This window comes from Trichocoleus desertorum AS-A10, from assembly GCF_039962155.1.
In the GTDB taxonomy this organism is placed as follows: domain Bacteria; phylum Cyanobacteriota; class Cyanobacteriia; order FACHB-46; family FACHB-46; genus Trichocoleus.
The window spans coordinates 21,148-36,648 of sequence record NZ_JAMPKN010000007.1; the positions used below are offsets into that span (position 1 = coordinate 21,148).

A 15,501-nucleotide genomic window follows, 5' to 3' on the forward strand; every position below is an offset into this window, starting at 1 on the left:
GAGCCAAATTCTAGGGCATTCTTAGAATCAAATTACTCTAATATTCATATCGAGCGATCGCCCCCACGCTTGTCTACCTAGTTTGCCCCCTTTGCGAGTACCTATGAGTACCCATCCACCAGAGCTCATTATTGAAGCAGGTCGTACAGAAAGTCAGTATTGGAAAGATCTCTGGCGATACCGAGAGTTATTTTACTTCCTGGCTTGGCGAGACATCCTTGTCCGTTATAAGCAAACCGTAATTGGGATCGCTTGGGCTTTGATCCGCCCCTTCCTCACGATGATTGTGTTTACCATCGTTTTTGGTAATTTGGCTAAGCTGCCGTCTGGCGGTGCCCCCTACCCAATTTTAGTCTTTGCCGCGATGTTGCCTTGGCAGTTCTTTGCAAGCGCTCTAGGGGAATGTAGCAATAGCCTCATTGTTAATTCCAATCTGATTTCTAAAGTCTACTTTCCTCGGCTGATTGTGCCTTCCAGTGCCGTGATTGTCAGCTTCGTAGACTTTCTGATTTCTGGCATGATTTTGCTGGCCTTAATGGTCTGGTTCAACTTTGTCCCAGACTGGCGAATCTTAACTTTGCCACTATTTATTCTGTTAGCCTTTGCTGCTGCAATGGGATCAGGCTTGTGGCTAGCAGCTTTGAATGTGAAGTACCGCGACTTCCGCTATATTGTGCCGTTCATCGTGCAATTCGGCCTATATATCTCCCCCGTAGGCTTTAGCAGCAGCATTGTGCCACCGCAATGGCGTTTGATCTACTCCATCAACCCAATGGTAGGTGTTATTGATGGCTTTCGTTGGGCAATCTTAGGAGGTGAGGCTCAGTTGTATTGGCCAGGATTTATCCTCTCAACAGGTTTAGTTGCGCTACTGCTACTAACTGGTATTTGGTACTTCCGCCAAACCGAACGTACATTTGCAGATGTAATTTAAGCAGGAATGACGGGTGTGTCTGATACGGTCATTCGAGTTGAAAATTTAGGCAAGAAATATATCATTGGCCACCAGCCGCAGGGGCGATCGCGCTACACAGCCCTCCGAGATGTGCTGGCAGATGCCGCCAAGTCAGTAGGGCGTCGAATACTCAATCCTTTTTCTCAACAACTTCCTTCACCCGCAAGAGAAGAGTTTTGGGCACTCAAGGACGTGTCCTTTGAAATTAAGCAGGGCGATCGTGTCGGTATTATTGGTCGCAATGGTGCTGGAAAATCAACACTACTAAAACTCCTCAGCCGTATTACGGAACCTACAACAGGTCGTATTTCCGTCAAAGGCCGTGTTGCCAGTTTGTTAGAAGTAGGAACAGGCTTCCATCCTGAACTAACAGGTCGTGAGAACATCTATCTCAACGGTGCCATTCTAGGCATGAACAAAGCTGAAATTCATCGCAAATTCGATGAAATTGTAAACTTTGCCGAAGTTGAAAAGTTTTTGGATACTCCTGTTAAATATTACTCTTCTGGGATGTATGTTCGTCTAGCCTTCGCCGTCGCAGCCCATTTAGATACTGAAATTTTGATAGTAGATGAAGTCTTAGCGGTTGGTGATGCTAAGTTTCAGAAAAAATGCTTGAGCAAGATAGGGGAAGTGACACAAGAGGGGAAAACAGTTTTATTTGTTAGCCATCAAATGTCGGCTATTGAGAACCTCTGCTCTCAAGCCTTTGTGCTTAATTCAGGAGGAATTGTTTTTTCTGGAAATACTAAATCTGCGGTCGCTTATTACTTAAAGGACTTAGAAGAATATACACAAGAAATTAAAATTACCAGTATTAAACGTTCTGGCACTGGAGAGCTTAGAATCACTGGATTTTCTTTGGAAAACACTTACGGAGAACGTTTGCTTGCAGCTGCTTCTGGCAATGATTTAGTTTTAGCTTTTCATTATGAATTAATAGATGAAAAACCGTTGAGGGATGTCAGCTTTGGGTTCTCTATACATAGTTCCTTTGGAGAGACTATAACTATTCTTTACAGTGACTATATTGGAACCACTTTCAGTGTCTTACCTTTGAAAGGGAAGATAAAGTGTGTTATCCAAGATTTTCCATTTTCAGCGGGTAGATATTTAGTAGGAGCACGAGTCGTTGCTAATAATATAGAACTGGATTGGCCCCAGGATTATATTGGTTACATCGATGTTGAATCTGGGGACTTTTATAAAACTGGTAGCTTTGGTCATAGTGGCACTGGGCCAGTTTTAATTCGAGGCAATTGGCTAGTGGAATCAACTAGGGAGGTAGTTCATCAATGAAAATCTCTAAGTTGAGGAACAATTGGGAGCTATACAGAAGAAACTTTTCTACTTTATATAAGTTCATAACCTCTCCCGAAATACATGCCTACTCAAGGCGATTCTATTCCCAAGAGGGAGAAGATATGATTCTAGCTCGGTTATTTAAAGATCAAATAACAGGCTTTTATGTAGATGTTGGAGCTCATCATCCTCAGCGATTTTCCAATACTTATTATTTTTACTTGCAGGGTTGGCGAGGAATTAATATTGATGCTATGCCTGGAAGTATGGATCTTTTCAAAATGTTACGGCCGCAGGATATTAATATTGAGGTAGCTATATCTGATATTTCACAATTTTCAACATACTATATATTTAATGAGCCTGCTCTTAATACTTTTTCAGAGACATTGGCCAATGAATACAGCACTATACAAGAATATGAAATTCTTGAAACAAGACAAATTAAAACAGAGAAACTCTCTAGCCTACTAGAAAAGTATTTGGAACCCAATCAAGAAATTGATTTTATGAGTATAGATGTCGAGGGTTTGGATTACAAAGTTTTATCATCGAATGACTGGGCAAGATTTAAACCAAAAGCAATTGTTGTAGAGGCTCTCTCAGAATCCCTCTCAAAACCTGATGAGCAAAGAATTTCAACTCTCTTGAGTCAAAATGGTTACACTTTGAAATCTACACTAATTAACAGCATGATTTTTACTAGAAAGGATTAATTCTTTTTACTTAAAGGTTAAAGTAATAACATATAAAGATCTCTCAAAAAAGCCCTTTTCTTCTCTAAGGCTTAACTAGATATAGACCTTTTTAAGGGTACTAATATTGATATTTGAAAATCTTATAGAGCTTTTTGCCTAAGTCTAAGCAACTTGTATAAATCATGTCAAGCGATCTGAATTATGTGTGGAGTAATAGGCAGCTTCAATCGATTTCAACTTCAGAGTCATTACTTGGATGAAGCGGTCCGATGTTTGAGTCATCGGGGCCCGGATGATCAAGGGGTTTGGCAAGATGAGTACGTCAAGCTAGGTCATACACGTCTCTCTATCCTGGATTTAAGTCCTTCAGGACATCAGCCCATGACATCTCAAGATGGGCGCTACTGTATCTCCTTTAATGGAGAAATCTATAACTATCTTGAGCTCAAGCAAGAACTCATTGCTTTAGGCCATGTCTTTAACGGTCATTCTGATACGGAAGTTCTCTTAGCTGCTTTTGCCCAGTGGAACACTACCTGCTTAGATCGATTAAGAGGTATGTTTGCGTTTGCTATATGGGATCAACAGGCCCAAAGCCTATTTTTAGGGCGCGATCGCTTTGGCGAAAAACCGCTTTATTACTGGTATAACGAAGAGAGTTTTTACTTCGCCTCTGAACTCAAAGCTCTGCTGCCGCTGCTGCCAACTGTGCCAGAGTTAGACCCAGTTTCAATCGATCTGTATTTTCACTACCAATATGTACCAGAACCCCGCACTCCCCTCAAGGGAGTTCACAAGCTACCTGCGGCTCACTATTTGAAAGTTTCTCGCCAAAACTGGGAATTTGCACCTCAGATTTACTGGTCTTTAGAGCAGATTTCTCCAGTAACAGGCAATCCCGCAACCCTGATTCGTCAGGAGCTAGAAAAATCTATTGAGCTAGTACTACGATCGGATTTGCCGATTGGAGTGGCGCTAAGTGGGGGCATTGATTCAAGTGCGATCGCAGCTCTAGCGGCTCCTAAATATCGAGACACGCTGCAGGCTTTTAGCGTTGGCTACCCTGGTCGCCCAGCCTATGACGAGCGGAACCAGGCTGAAGCACTAGCTACATCGCTCAAGCTGCCTTTTCACGACGTTGAGCTAACCACCGAAGCCCTAGTCGATTTTTTCCCCAGTCTGATTGCGGCTGTAGATGAGCCAATTGCCGACATTGCTGCCTATGGTCACTATTCTGTGATGCAGCTGGCTGCAAGTCGAGGTGTTAAAGTCATGCTCAGCGGCATCGGAGGTGACGAGCTATTTTGGGGCTACTCCTGGGTCGCTCGTGCCGCCCGCATTAGCAAACTGAAATATGATTACATACAAGCTCCCCAATGGCGAGCAAGGGGAATTGAGGTACTACAGAAAGTCTTTCAACATTCCTTCTATCAGAAGTTGGGACGAAGTCAAAAGGTGCCCGGCTATCTCCAGCAATGGCTGCAGCCAGGCATTGATCTGAGCCAGATGACGCTGTCTCCCCCAGAACGAGCCGTTTTTTATGAGCTTTCTCCTGATTTTGTAGAGGCGTTGGCCTATCGGCCTCACCTGTTTACCCAGTCTTTGTGGGAGCAAGTTCCCCTAGGCAATCCCTATGGGCTCTTTCCACTGGAACCGCCCACTGCTCTAGACATTCCTAACCAAATCTCTCAAACACTCTTTCAAACATGGCTGGTTTCAAACTGTTTGTCCCTTAGCGATCGGGTGAGCATGGCTTGCTCCGTTGAAGCTCGCTTACCGCTATTAGATAAAGAGCTAGCTGAGTTAGTCATTGGCCTGCGCAAGAACCAGCCCGATCACCGGCTGCCTGCAAAAGCTTGGCTCAAGGCAGCCCTTCGGGGGATAGTACCCGATGAGGTGTTAAATCGACCCAAGCGAGGGTTTCAGCCTCCCGTACAGGAGTGGATGCGTGCCGTCGTTCAAGAGAATTTGGAGAGCCTTAAGACAGGCTACCTAGTAAAGCTCAACATCCTCTCAAGCAGCTTCATTCAAAGCCTAACAGCCGAATTCTCCGCTCAAAGCAAACACACGTTTATGCTCTATAAAGCCGTTGTTTTAGAAACTTGGTACAGACAAATTGTTTTAAGCAGCCAACCAATTCCCTGCATTTAATTTAAACTCTGGCACCGGCAGCTAGAACCTCCTAAATTATGTCTAGCATCTCAGCTCGTAAGACTTATGCCCTGCTCCGCTCCTGTTGTCTTTCTTATTTTTCGCCGCCTGGAGTTAACTGCACGCGTCTTTGAGCAGATCAAAGCAGCCCAGCCCAGCAAGCTGCTGGTTGTCGCAGATGGTCCACGCAGTGAAGCAGAACGGACACTGTGTGACCAAACAAGAGCAGTTACTGAGCAGATAGATTGGGAATGCGAAGTTTTCCGCAATTATTCTGAGGAAAACTTGGGCTGCTGTAGACGGGTGGCATCAGGATTAACATGGGCCTTTGAGCAGGTAGAGGAAGCTATCATTCTAGAGGATGACTGCCTACCCCATCCTGACTTTTTCGGTTTTTGCCAGACGCTATTGAATTACTACCGCGATGACGACAGAGTTTGGGTTATCAGCGGCAACAATTTTCAGAATGGGCAATGGCGCGGTGACGGCAGTTACTACTTCTCCAAATACAACCACTGCTGGGGCTGGGCAACTTGGAGAAAGGCTTGGCAACATTGGGAGTTTAACCCTAAGAAGTGGCTTGAGTTTCGAGATTCAGGGTTGATGCAGTTTGTTTGTGAAAGTTCTCGCGAGTCCGCTTACTGGACCGAGATATTTAACACCCTTTTCTTGGAAAACAAACTTAATTCCTGGGCTTATCCCTGGATGTTTACCTGCTGGATGCAAAGCGGGTTGTCAATATTGCCTAACGTTAATTTGGTCTCAAACATTGGATTTGAGGCAAATGCTACTCATACACAGAGTGACAGCAGCTTGGCCAATCTATCAGCTGGAGAATTAGAGAGGATAAGTCACCCCACTTTTATACTGCAAGATAAGAGTGCAGATTTATACACCTTTAGCCAGTGTTACCAGCCGCATCAGGGAAAATTGAATCTTCTTTTAAAGAGGCTGAAATCCCAGGCGGCACTCTTGGGCAAACTAGCGCGGTAGATTAATGAAACCCCAACATAGAGTTTGGCATGACTAGAGCCTTGAGCATCATTAGCAAAGCTCTACGTAAGGTGGCAGATAGGCTAGATAGAGGAGCAGCAAAAGCTTCCCAAGGTGTTAGGGTGCATGCCTCTGCAAAACTGAACATAGGCAGTCTAAAGCTTAAACCGGGCTGCCAACTAACAGTTGGGGATCAAAGCCAGGTATTGGCTGCTGTCATCTTTGACAGAGAAAATGCCAGCATAACCATTGGACATCGATCATTCGTTAACGGCGTTCTTATCTCGGCGGAGTCTATAGACATTGGGAATGATGTCCTAGTTTCCTGGAACGTTACGGTTGTCGATCATGACTCCCATGCGATCGCATTTTCCCAGCGATCTCAAGATGCTGTGAACTGGCTAACCTTTCAGAAGGATTGGGCACCTGTTAAGATTGCGCCTGTCAAAATTTGTGACAAAGCCTGGATTGGCTTTAATTCAATTATTCTTAAGGGCATCACTATTGGAGAGGGAGCCATCATCGGGGCAGGCTCAGTGGTCACTAAAGACGTACGGGCTTGGACAATCGTTGCTGGCAATCCGGCGCGGGTGATTCGGGAGATTGCAGAACATGAGCGATAAATTACTCACCTGGGAAGAAGCAGTTCGGTGGCTCAGAAGGCAACCCGATCAGCAAGCTCTTGTGCAGCATTGCTATTATGATGACCCTCTGCAGTCAGCAGCAGAGCGCTTCAGCAATAGCCAAGAGTGGCAGGCGTTGGCCCAACTGCTTAAGGCTCATATTCCCGGCAGCGTTTTAGATTTGGGTGCAGGCAGAGGTATTTCTAGCTATGCATTCGCCAAGGCAGGCTGCTCCGTCATTGCTCTAGAGCCCGACTCCAGCAATCTAGTTGGGGTTGGAGCCATTCAATCCTTAATTCAAAGCAGCCGTTTACCCATTCAAATTGTTCAGAACTATGGAGAGACTCTGCCCTTTGATGACAATACGTTTGATATTGTCTATGGCCGTGCCGTTCTCCATCATGCCAAAGCGTTAAATCAGCTTTGTCAGGAAAGCGCTAGGGTGCTCAAGCCAGGAGGTGTATTCATTGCCACCCGTGAGCATGTGCTCTCAAAAAAGAGCGATTTGCAGCAGTTCTTAGCTGCGCATCCCCTGCATTTCCTCTATGGCGGGGAAGATGCCTATTTGCTGAGAGAGTACAAAGCCGCAGTCAAAGCCGCAGGGCTCAAGCTGCTCAGGACAATGGGTCCTTTAGAGAGCGTTATTAACTACAGCCCTATGACAACAGCCGAGTTTCAGGTGCAGATTGCTGCTACGCTTAGCCGTCTTGTGGGAAGTTCGTTAGGCCAACGGCTCGCCCAGCAGTACTCCGTACAAAAGGCTTATGGGCGGTACCAATCGCTGCGATCGCATACCCCCGGACGCCTTTACTCGTTTCTAGCCGTAAAGCCATGAGACCCAAGACCCAAAGCGTTCTAATCACTGGAGTAGCAGGCTTCATTGGCCGCTATGTTAGCCGCTACTTTGCTCAACAGGGCTGGACCGTCATTGGCACTGACAACGCACCACCTGAGAATGCGCCCTTGGCCAACCTCAAAACCTATCAACCTTTGCACCTTCCTAATGAATCGCTCAAAGAGCTGATTCAGAAATACCAACCTCAAGTCTTGATTCACTGTGCGGGCAGAGCCTCAGTTGGTCTTTCTGTTACCGATCCTGTTGCAGATTTTCATGGCAATACTGTTCTGACTTTTGAAGTGCTCAATACACTTCGCCTGTACGCCCTTGACTGCAAATTCATATTCCTCTCCAGTGCAGCAGTCTACGGCAATCCAGAATCTTTACCAGTTAGCGAAAGCCAACTGCTTGCCCCTCTGTCACCCTATGGCTTTCACAAGCTTCAAGGAGAGCAACTCTGTCTGGAATTCAATAAAATCTATGGCTTACCTACTACCAGCGTGCGTATCTTTTCTGCCTATGGTCCTGGCTTGAGACGTCAGGTTATGTGGGATATCTGCTACAAGGCAACCATTCGAAAGAGTGTATGCCTTCAAGGAACAGGACAGGAAAGTCGCGATTTTATTCACGCCCTAGATATTGCTAAAGCTTTGATGCTGATTGCATTATGGGCTCCTATGCAGGGTGAATCTTACAACTTAGCAACCGGGCGAGAAGTCACCATTCTAGAGCTATCTTCTCTACTGCTGGAGGCTCTAGAGTACAACGACTCATCACAGTTTGATGGCATTGTGCCGATTGGCAATCCACTCAACTGGCAGGCCGACATCTCAAAACTTCAGGCTCTAAGCTTTGTTCCTTCCGTCCAACTAGAGCAGGGCGTCAAAATCTTTGCTAACTGGTGCCGAGCGGAGCTAGTCGGTGTATGAATCAACCTTTCAGGATTGGCTTAATTTATCAGGGCGGACGGAACTGGATCGGCGGGTCAATGTACGTCAAAAATATTATCCTAGCGTTGGCTAGTTTACCCAATTCGGTAAAGTCAACCTTTGACATATGCCTACTCAATAACGATGCGCTCGATGCAGCAACTCGGCAAGAGATTGAACCATATGTCAGTCAATTCTATGACTTAGATCGGGAAGTCAAGCCAGTTACTCTGAAGAATCGCCTGATCTGGAAGGTGCAGAAGGAAATCTTGCGGCAGTCAAATCCTCCCTTTCATCCTGTGACGAAGAAAAGAAAAATTGACTTTCTATATCCGACCTCTTCTCCTACGAGAGAACCTTTTGCTTTCCGCAGCTGCCCCTGGATACCCGACTTTCAGCACAAATATTTACCTCATCTGTTTTCAGAGACTGAGATCAAAAGGCGCGATCGCGAATATAGTGAGATTGCTCGTCGTAGCACTAGAGTTGTTCTTAGCAGCAAGACGGCGGAGAGTGACTTCAGGAAGTTTTTTCCGACTTCAAAAACAATAACTGAGGTTCTTCACTTTAGAACGTCTCCTGCCTCAGACTGGTTTATCTCACATCCAGAAGAGATCCAGAAAAAATACTGGTTGCCGGAGAGATTCTTCCTACTTAGTGGACAATTTTGGCAGCACAAGAATCATTTGGTTGTTCTTGAGGCATTGAAAGTATTGCACTCTCAAGGGGTTTATCCAACCATCGTCTGCACAGGTCATATTTATGACGACCGCAAACCTGAATACTCAGATCTCATTCTTCAAACTATCCATACCTACGACTTAGCGCAGCAGTTTCTAGTATTGGGTCTAATTTCTCGCAGCGACCAGATACAGCTAATGCGGCGTTCTATTGCCGTCCTTCAGCCCTCCCTCTTTGAAGGTTGGAGCACAGTTGTGGAAGATGCCCGATGCTTAGGCAAGCCAATGATTCTCTCTAACTTTCCTGTTCACATTGAGCAAAATCCACCCGAGTCTATCTACTTTGAAAGAAACAGCCCTGAGGATTTGGCAGATGCTCTAGCCAAAAGTTGGCAAATACTCGCACCTGGGCCCGACTTGCAGCAAGAACAGGTAGCCAAGATTAAAAATCAAGAGGAAATACAGTCCTTTGGCTATCGTTTTCTTGAAATAGCCCAAGGTAAAGCTAAGCCATCTTCATAATACTTGCGTCGGCTTTAAGTCTTAAGTTCTGCCTATTTAACGGCACGGTCTAAACCTTATCGAGCCTTGTTCACTTATGCAAAGTACATATGGAAATTATTAAAAACTTACTAAAAAAAGCTAGATTGGCTAAATATCAAGATCCTCTCTCTCTTGAAGCTGCGCTACAGCGATCATTCTCTAGAGGAACGCAGGTTCAAACTATTATCGATGTTGGAGCCTCCAACGGCTCTTGGTCAAAGACTGCCAGACAATTTTTCCCCCATACATTTTGCCATCTGATCGAAGCGAACTCATTTCACCAGCCTGCCCTACAAGCACTTAAAGCCAGTTGGAAGCAAGTTGACTTTACCCTTGCTGCTGCTGGCGATCGCAATGGAGAGATTTTTTTTGACGGCAGTGATCCCTTTGGTGGTTTGGCCTCTCACCAAGCGACGAATGCAGACAACATAACGGTACCTGTTGTCACTGTTGATCATATCCGTCATCTCAATGGATTGGAGCCTCCCTTTTGCCTAAAGTTAGACACCCATGGATTTGAAGTTCCTATATTTGAAGGTGCTAAGGAAACGCTGAAGGAGACTAGCTTAATTGTTGTTGAGACTTATAACTTCAAAATCGCCCCGGATAGCCTGCGCTTTCATGAGATGTGCCAATATCTTGAGGAGAAAGGATTTAGATGTGTTGACATGTGTGAGCCTATGTTTAGACCCAAAGATCAAACACTATGGCAATTTGATTTATTCTTTGAGCCAGCCTCTGATTCTAAATTTCTAGACAACATATGGGCTTAGGCATCAGTTGAGGTTCTTTTGTTTTAGAAAAATTTATGAATTAACAATAGTTTAATGTTGATGAGCAGCTCGTCTGAAATACCTAAACTTTCGATTGTCACCCCTTCCTTTAACCAGTCTCAATATATAGAGGAAACAATTGACAGCGTGCTGTCTCAAAATCATTCAAATCTAGAATATATCATCATAGATGGGGGCTCTACTGACGGCAGTTGGGACATCATTAAAAAATATGAGGAAAGTCTACACTATTGTTTTAGCGGCTCTGACCACGGGCAGTATGACGCTATAAATAACGGCTTTCAGCACAGCACAGGCGACATTATGGCCTGGTTGAACTCAGACGATATGTACACTCCCTGGGCTTTTCAGGTTGTTAGTGAAATTTTTAGCACACTGCCTCAAGTTGAGTGGCTAACTACTCTTTGCCCTATTATCTGGAATGATTCTGGGACTGCCACCTACTGTGGACATCGCGGCGGTTACAACCGCATCGGCTTTATGGGAGGTGAATATATCCCTGATACTCAATGGTTTGCTCTAGGGTCCATTCAGCAAGAATCTGTATTTTGGAGGCGATCGCTTTGGGACAAAGCAGGTGGAAAGCTTAACTTAGAGTATCCACTCGCCTCTGACTTTGAGCTTTGGGCCAGGTTTTACCAGCATGCTGACCTATATACAGTTGATGTACCTCTCGGCGGCTTTCGTCTACATGGCGACCAGAGATCAATCAATCAGGCCCAACAGTATGCCCAAGAAGTTCGGAAAATTTTAGCAGCTTACGGAGGTCATCCAGCCAACGCTTTCCAAGGAGCTTTCAGAAAAGTTGTAAAAGACTATATCAGGCTACCTCATAGCGTGAGGAAACTGGCCGTAAAACTCAGTCTAAAGGCCCCTCACCATCTTTGTGTTTACTCCTACACCGAAAAAAGTTGGAGAGTTGAGCATCTATGATTACCGATCAGTCTAATCAGAAGTCTGGCCACTCCTGTTCCTATATCATCATCCCAGTCTATAACCGTAAGGCAACAACCCTCAAATGCTTGGAAACCCTTGACAGCAGTGGCGATTTGAAACGCTGTTCTGTGGTGGTCGTTGATGATGCCTCTACCGATGGCACCTCAGAAGCTATTAGAGCCCGTTTCCCGGAAGTGACTGTTCTATTAACAAAGGGCCACTTATGGTGGACAGGCGCGATTAAAAAAGGCATGGAATATGCTTATAGCGAGGGGGCTGCGCATTTTATTTGGCTCAACGACGATACTCTGCCATCTCAAGAGGCAATCAAGCTCCTTCTGACAGCTGCTTTACATCCCAACAGCAAAAAGCTTGTAAGCGCCCAGTGTTACCAAAACTCAGATTTTGCGACGCCAACCTATGGAGGCCGCAGAAGAAAGCGGTTTGCACTGCAGTTTCTACTAGCTCGTAGAGGAGAAACGATCGAGGCAGACGTTTTAAGCGGAAATTTGGTTTGCTTGCCTCGCTCAGTGGTTGATGATATAGGCTATCCACCTAGCGAACAAGCACCTCAAACCTGGGCAGATGTCGTTTATACCTGGAAGGCCAAGCAATCAGGATATCGTATAGAAGTGTTGGGAGAGGCTATTGCGGTGTGCCCTGAAAATGAACTGGAGGAGGGTTGGGCGTCAAGCTCAATACCGATGATGAAGCGTTGGGCAATGCTCAATACACCAAAATCTAGCATCTATCCTCCAGCCTACTGGCTTTACTGCAAAAGTCTCTACGGTCCGCTAGGGTTTGTGCCTTTTGTGCGAGTCTATGTGAATCTAATAGTTTTTACGATTCTGCGCTTTTTTCTTCCTCTTAAGCTGTTAAAGGCACTCAAGAAATTTAAAAATAGCTACATAAGCTAAATCCCACCAAACTTGATAGTGGCCATGATAAATATCAGTCATCAATAGGATTAAAATACAATTGACTTTCCATGTTTTACTTCATAACTGTTAACTATTGGTCCCAGGCACTTGTAAAAAACCTAATCCGATCCATCAGTGACAGCATTAAAAGTAGCTATCGCATAATAATTGTCAATAACTCTCCTGAAGAAACATCAGTAAAGAACTTAAGCAATGAGATTATAAAAATCATTGAGCCAGGCACCAATTTAGGCTTTGGGAAAGCCTGCAACCTTGGTATTAAGTATGTCTATAGCGTCGATAAAAATGCAATTATTTGGTTGATCAATCCTGACACAACTGTGGATTTTGGTGCAGACGACTACGTTAAAGCTTGCCTGAAGGGTGAGCCTTTCACTGCAATTTTAGGAACGCAAGTTCGAGATACAAGAAATCAAACTTGGTTTGGCACTGGCGAATTCAACAAATGGAACGGACGGCTCTATCATAGAACCGCTTCAACGAGTCAGTCAGTGCAATCCACTGGAACCAGTCCCTGTACTTGGGTATCAGGATGCAGCTTAATTATCAACCTGTCTCAGTTTGATAATTACCCTAGCTTTGATCCGCATTTCTTCCTGTATGCTGAAGATGCTGATTTCTGTGTCAGCTATGGTCAAAAGGGATATCGGATTGTGGTAACTGATAAAGCCCTAGTAACTCACCAAGTTTCTGCTATTATCGGTAGAAATAAAAGTTTTATGTATGAGCATTATACGTTTGGAAGACTCTTCTTTCTAAAGAAGCATGCGGCTCCTACGGGCTTTGCCTTGTATGTTGCTTATTTGTTGATAGTTATAGCAATTTCAGGCTCTCTAGGTTCTGAGAATGCCTTAGGCAGATGGTGTGGACTAAAGAGATTTTACCGCAACAGAAATTTTAACTTAGATTGGGCTGATAGTAACCAGAAGATTGCCTCGTACAATCATCTTAAGTAAGCAGGTTTTTTCTATCTAGCAGGTGAATCGCTTTCATAGAAGTTAGGGATTTCATGCAATGAAGCTGCTCTATACCTTAACCACTTATCCACCTGCTATTGGCGGAGCCCAGCTACACCAGCATCTATTGGCACAGCGGCTCCAGTCTCACCACGAGATTACGGTGGTTAGCTTTTGGAGTCAGAACCGCACTGATTGGCTGTTAGGAACTACTGTGAGAGCGCATTCGTGTCCCTATGATTACGTAATCGATCACATTCCTGTCTATCGGATGGGTTTCACATGGGCAGACAAGGTGCAAATGCTTCCCTGGCTGCCACTCTACTATCCCCTCATGGGTGTGGCCTTACCCCCCATTGCCCAGGTCGTTGCCAACCAACTCAATCCCTTTGCAAAAGACGCTGATCTAATTCACAACGTTCGGATTGGCCGAGAGGGACTGACCTACGCCTCTTGGAAAACTGCGCGACAGCGTGACATTCCCTTTGTGCTGACCCCGGTTCACCATCCTCGCTGGGTAGGCTGGCGCTACCGAGCTTACAACAAGCTTTACCGACAAGCCGATGCAGTCATTACCCTAACTCTCTCAGAAAAGCGAACCTTGATTTCCCTTGGTGTACAGGAGGATCGTATTTATGTGACTGGTCACGCGCCCATCTTGGCTCCTGAAGCTGATGGCCATCGATTTCGCCAGCAATATGGCATAGAGGAGCCGATTGTGCTGTTTTTGGGGCAGTTCTACAATTACAAAGGATATCGACAGGTCCTGGATGCAGCTCCTCTAGTTTGGCAGCACTATCCTGACACTCACTTTTTTTTCATTGGTCCCCCTGTTAAGCAATCTGAACAATTTTTTGCGGAAGATTCAGATCCTCGAATTCATAGATTGGGAGCGGTCACCCAGATGGAGAAAACAGATGCTCTCGCAGCTTGCAACTTGCTTTGTGTACCTTCCATGCAAGAAAGTTTTGGTGGTGTATACACCGAAGCCTGGAGCTTTAGCAAGCCTGTAGTCGGCGGACGCATTCCTGCTATTGCTGATGTAGTTACCGAAGGGCAAGATGGATTTCTGGTTAATCAACAACCGGAGGAGATCGCCGACCGCATTTGCTATCTGCTAACTTATCCAGATAAAGCAGCAGCAATGGGCCAAGCTGGAAAAGCTAAGGTCGAAGCTCAATTCACTTGGCCTAAGCTAGCGGAGAAGACCATCAAGATCTACCAAGCCGTATGCAGCCGTTAACCTGTTCTTCGGCCTGCTAGGATTGTCCTATAGAATCTGAAGAACCTGCTGTGGACTATCTGCCCTGCACCTCCAGAAGCATTATTGGTGTGCGCGTTGACAGTACTAGCTATCACGATGCTTGCAAGCGCATCCAAGCTTGGGCCGAAGCTCGAAACTCTTGCTACATCGTTGCCGCCAATGTTCATGTGGTGATGACGGCTTATTGGCAGGGACAGTACCAAAAAATCATTAATCAGGCGGTTCTGGTAACTCCAGATGGCATGCCGCTGGTCTGGGCTTTGCGATTGCTAGGAGTTAGAGGTCAAACCAGAGTTTACGGCCCAGATTTGATGTTGGCTTGGTGCGATCGTGCCGCTCGGTTGAAGATCCCTATCTATTTGTATGGTGGCACTGAGCCAATGCTGGATAAGTTGCAGTACAAACTGACTCAACAATTTCCGAGTTTGGCGATCGCAGGTAGCTATGCGCCTCCTTTTCGAGTTCTAACTCCAGAAGAGGAAAAGTCAGATGTTCAGCGAATTAATGACTCTGGAGCTGCTGTCGTTTTTGTGGGCTTGGGCTGTCCTAAACAGGAAGAATGGATGGCCCGTCAGCAAGGCAAAGTTGCTGCTGTAATGATTGGTGTAGGAGCGGCTTTTAGTTTCCATAGTGGCGAAGTGGCTCAGGCACCCCGCTGGATGATGAATGTAGGGTTGGAGTGGCTATACCGATTTTCTCAAGAGCCAAAACGTTTGTGGCAGCGCTACTGTATCAATAATCCTAGTTTCGTCATCTTATTCAGTTTACAGTTAGTACAGCGCTGCTTGCGATTGAAATAATTGATTTTTTGTTGCTGTTAAGGTTAAACAATTGTTCCGAAGTGACCAATCTAATCTATAGATTGAATCTTTTAGATATTTACCATATTCATCTTGTA

15 protein-coding genes are annotated in these 15,501 nt (G+C 45.3%); all 15 read left to right on the forward strand.

What is annotated here, in order from left to right; all coding sequences use genetic code 11:
* The first annotated feature begins 103 nt into the window (after positions 1-103).
* The 15 genes from NDA01_RS11965 to NDA01_RS12035 all read left to right on the forward strand — a co-directional run bounded on the left by NDA01_RS11965 (position 104) and on the right by NDA01_RS12035 (position 15,403).
* Positions 104-934, forward strand: a complete 831-nt coding sequence (locus NDA01_RS11965) for an ABC transporter permease (protein ID WP_348228113.1) — start codon at positions 104-106, stop codon at positions 932-934.
* A 15-nt stretch (positions 935-949) separates the two neighbouring features.
* Positions 950-2,254: an ABC transporter ATP-binding protein gene (locus NDA01_RS11970; RefSeq protein ID WP_348228114.1), complete on the forward strand. Its 1,305-nt coding sequence runs from the start codon at positions 950-952 to the stop codon at positions 2,252-2,254.
* Between the two features lie 125 nt (positions 2,255-2,379).
* The gene (locus NDA01_RS11975) at positions 2,380-2,973 is read left to right on the forward strand and encodes an FkbM family methyltransferase (protein ID WP_348228115.1); all 594 of its coding nucleotides are present in this window, start codon (positions 2,380-2,382) and stop codon (positions 2,971-2,973) included.
* Between the two features lie 183 nt (positions 2,974-3,156).
* Positions 3,157-5,106: an asparagine synthase (glutamine-hydrolyzing) gene (gene asnB / locus NDA01_RS11980; protein WP_348228116.1), complete on the forward strand. Its 1,950-nt coding sequence runs from the start codon at positions 3,157-3,159 to the stop codon at positions 5,104-5,106.
* 38 nt (positions 5,107-5,144) lie between these two features.
* Positions 5,145-5,240, forward strand: coding sequence for a (2Fe-2S)-binding protein (locus NDA01_RS31900; RefSeq protein WP_431193385.1), 96 nt, complete (start codon positions 5,145-5,147; stop codon positions 5,238-5,240).
* Positions 5,241-6,128: 888 nt separating this feature from the next.
* Positions 6,129-6,722, forward strand: a complete 594-nt coding sequence (locus tag NDA01_RS11990; protein WP_348228118.1) for an acyltransferase — start codon at positions 6,129-6,131, stop codon at positions 6,720-6,722.
* Positions 6,712-7,557 carry a class I SAM-dependent methyltransferase gene (locus NDA01_RS11995; RefSeq protein ID WP_348228119.1) on the forward strand — a complete coding sequence of 282 codons (846 nt, stop codon included), beginning with the start codon at positions 6,712-6,714 and terminating at the stop codon, positions 7,555-7,557. Before NDA01_RS11990 ends, NDA01_RS11995 begins: the two co-directional genes overlap by 11 nt.
* Complete coding sequence (locus tag NDA01_RS12000; RefSeq protein ID WP_348228120.1) at positions 7,554-8,489, forward strand: NAD-dependent epimerase/dehydratase family protein; 936 nt, start codon at positions 7,554-7,556, stop codon at positions 8,487-8,489. The genes NDA01_RS11995 and NDA01_RS12000 overlap by 4 nt, the downstream gene beginning before the upstream one ends.
* Positions 8,486-9,691, forward strand: coding sequence for a glycosyltransferase family 4 protein (locus NDA01_RS12005; RefSeq protein ID WP_348228121.1), 1,206 nt, complete (start codon positions 8,486-8,488; stop codon positions 9,689-9,691). Before NDA01_RS12000 ends, NDA01_RS12005 begins: the two co-directional genes overlap by 4 nt.
* An 89-nt stretch (positions 9,692-9,780) precedes the next feature.
* Complete coding sequence (locus NDA01_RS12010) at positions 9,781-10,485, forward strand: FkbM family methyltransferase (RefSeq protein WP_348228122.1); 705 nt, start codon at positions 9,781-9,783, stop codon at positions 10,483-10,485.
* Positions 10,486-10,545: 60 nt separating this feature from the next.
* Positions 10,546-11,439: a glycosyltransferase family 2 protein gene (locus tag NDA01_RS12015; RefSeq protein ID WP_348228123.1), complete on the forward strand. Its 894-nt coding sequence runs from the start codon at positions 10,546-10,548 to the stop codon at positions 11,437-11,439.
* The gene (locus tag NDA01_RS12020; protein WP_348228124.1) at positions 11,436-12,359 is read left to right on the forward strand and encodes a glycosyltransferase family 2 protein; all 924 of its coding nucleotides are present in this window, start codon (positions 11,436-11,438) and stop codon (positions 12,357-12,359) included. The genes NDA01_RS12015 and NDA01_RS12020 overlap by 4 nt, the downstream gene beginning before the upstream one ends.
* Before the next feature lie 71 nt (positions 12,360-12,430).
* Positions 12,431-13,339 (forward strand): glycosyltransferase family 2 protein, encoded by a 909-nt coding sequence (locus tag NDA01_RS12025; RefSeq protein ID WP_348228125.1) that lies wholly within the window; start codon positions 12,431-12,433, stop codon positions 13,337-13,339.
* Positions 13,340-13,397: 58 nt separating this feature from the next.
* Positions 13,398-14,582, forward strand: a complete 1,185-nt coding sequence (locus tag NDA01_RS12030; protein WP_348228126.1) for a glycosyltransferase family 4 protein — start codon at positions 13,398-13,400, stop codon at positions 14,580-14,582.
* Between the two features lie 50 nt (positions 14,583-14,632).
* Positions 14,633-15,403 (forward strand): WecB/TagA/CpsF family glycosyltransferase, encoded by a 771-nt coding sequence (locus tag NDA01_RS12035; protein ID WP_431193386.1) that lies wholly within the window; start codon positions 14,633-14,635, stop codon positions 15,401-15,403.
* Positions 15,404-15,501: the final 98 nt, after the last annotated feature.

Coding starts and splice junctions, on each gene's coding strand:
- NDA01_RS12000 (WP_348228120.1), top strand. CDS start 7,554: ATGAGACCCAAGACCCAAAGCGTTCTAATCACTGGAGTAGCAGGCTTC.
- NDA01_RS12005 (WP_348228121.1), top strand. CDS start 8,486: ATGAATCAACCTTTCAGGATTGGCTTAATTTATCAGGGCGGACGGAAC.
- asnB (WP_348228116.1), top strand. CDS start 3,157: ATGTGTGGAGTAATAGGCAGCTTCAATCGATTTCAACTTCAGAGTCAT.
- NDA01_RS31900 (WP_431193385.1), top strand. CDS start 5,145: ATGTCTAGCATCTCAGCTCGTAAGACTTATGCCCTGCTCCGCTCCTGT.
- NDA01_RS12010 (WP_348228122.1), top strand. CDS start 9,781: ATGGAAATTATTAAAAACTTACTAAAAAAAGCTAGATTGGCTAAATAT.
- NDA01_RS11975 (WP_348228115.1), top strand. CDS start 2,380: ATGATTCTAGCTCGGTTATTTAAAGATCAAATAACAGGCTTTTATGTA.
- NDA01_RS11965 (WP_348228113.1), top strand. CDS start 104: ATGAGTACCCATCCACCAGAGCTCATTATTGAAGCAGGTCGTACAGAA.
- NDA01_RS12030 (WP_348228126.1), top strand. CDS start 13,398: ATGAAGCTGCTCTATACCTTAACCACTTATCCACCTGCTATTGGCGGA.
- NDA01_RS12020 (WP_348228124.1), top strand. CDS start 11,436: ATGATTACCGATCAGTCTAATCAGAAGTCTGGCCACTCCTGTTCCTAT.
- NDA01_RS11995 (WP_348228119.1), top strand. CDS start 6,712: ATGAGCGATAAATTACTCACCTGGGAAGAAGCAGTTCGGTGGCTCAGA.
- NDA01_RS12025 (WP_348228125.1), top strand. CDS start 12,431: ATGTTTTACTTCATAACTGTTAACTATTGGTCCCAGGCACTTGTAAAA.
- NDA01_RS11990 (WP_348228118.1), top strand. CDS start 6,129: ATGACTAGAGCCTTGAGCATCATTAGCAAAGCTCTACGTAAGGTGGCA.
- NDA01_RS12015 (WP_348228123.1), top strand. CDS start 10,546: ATGAGCAGCTCGTCTGAAATACCTAAACTTTCGATTGTCACCCCTTCC.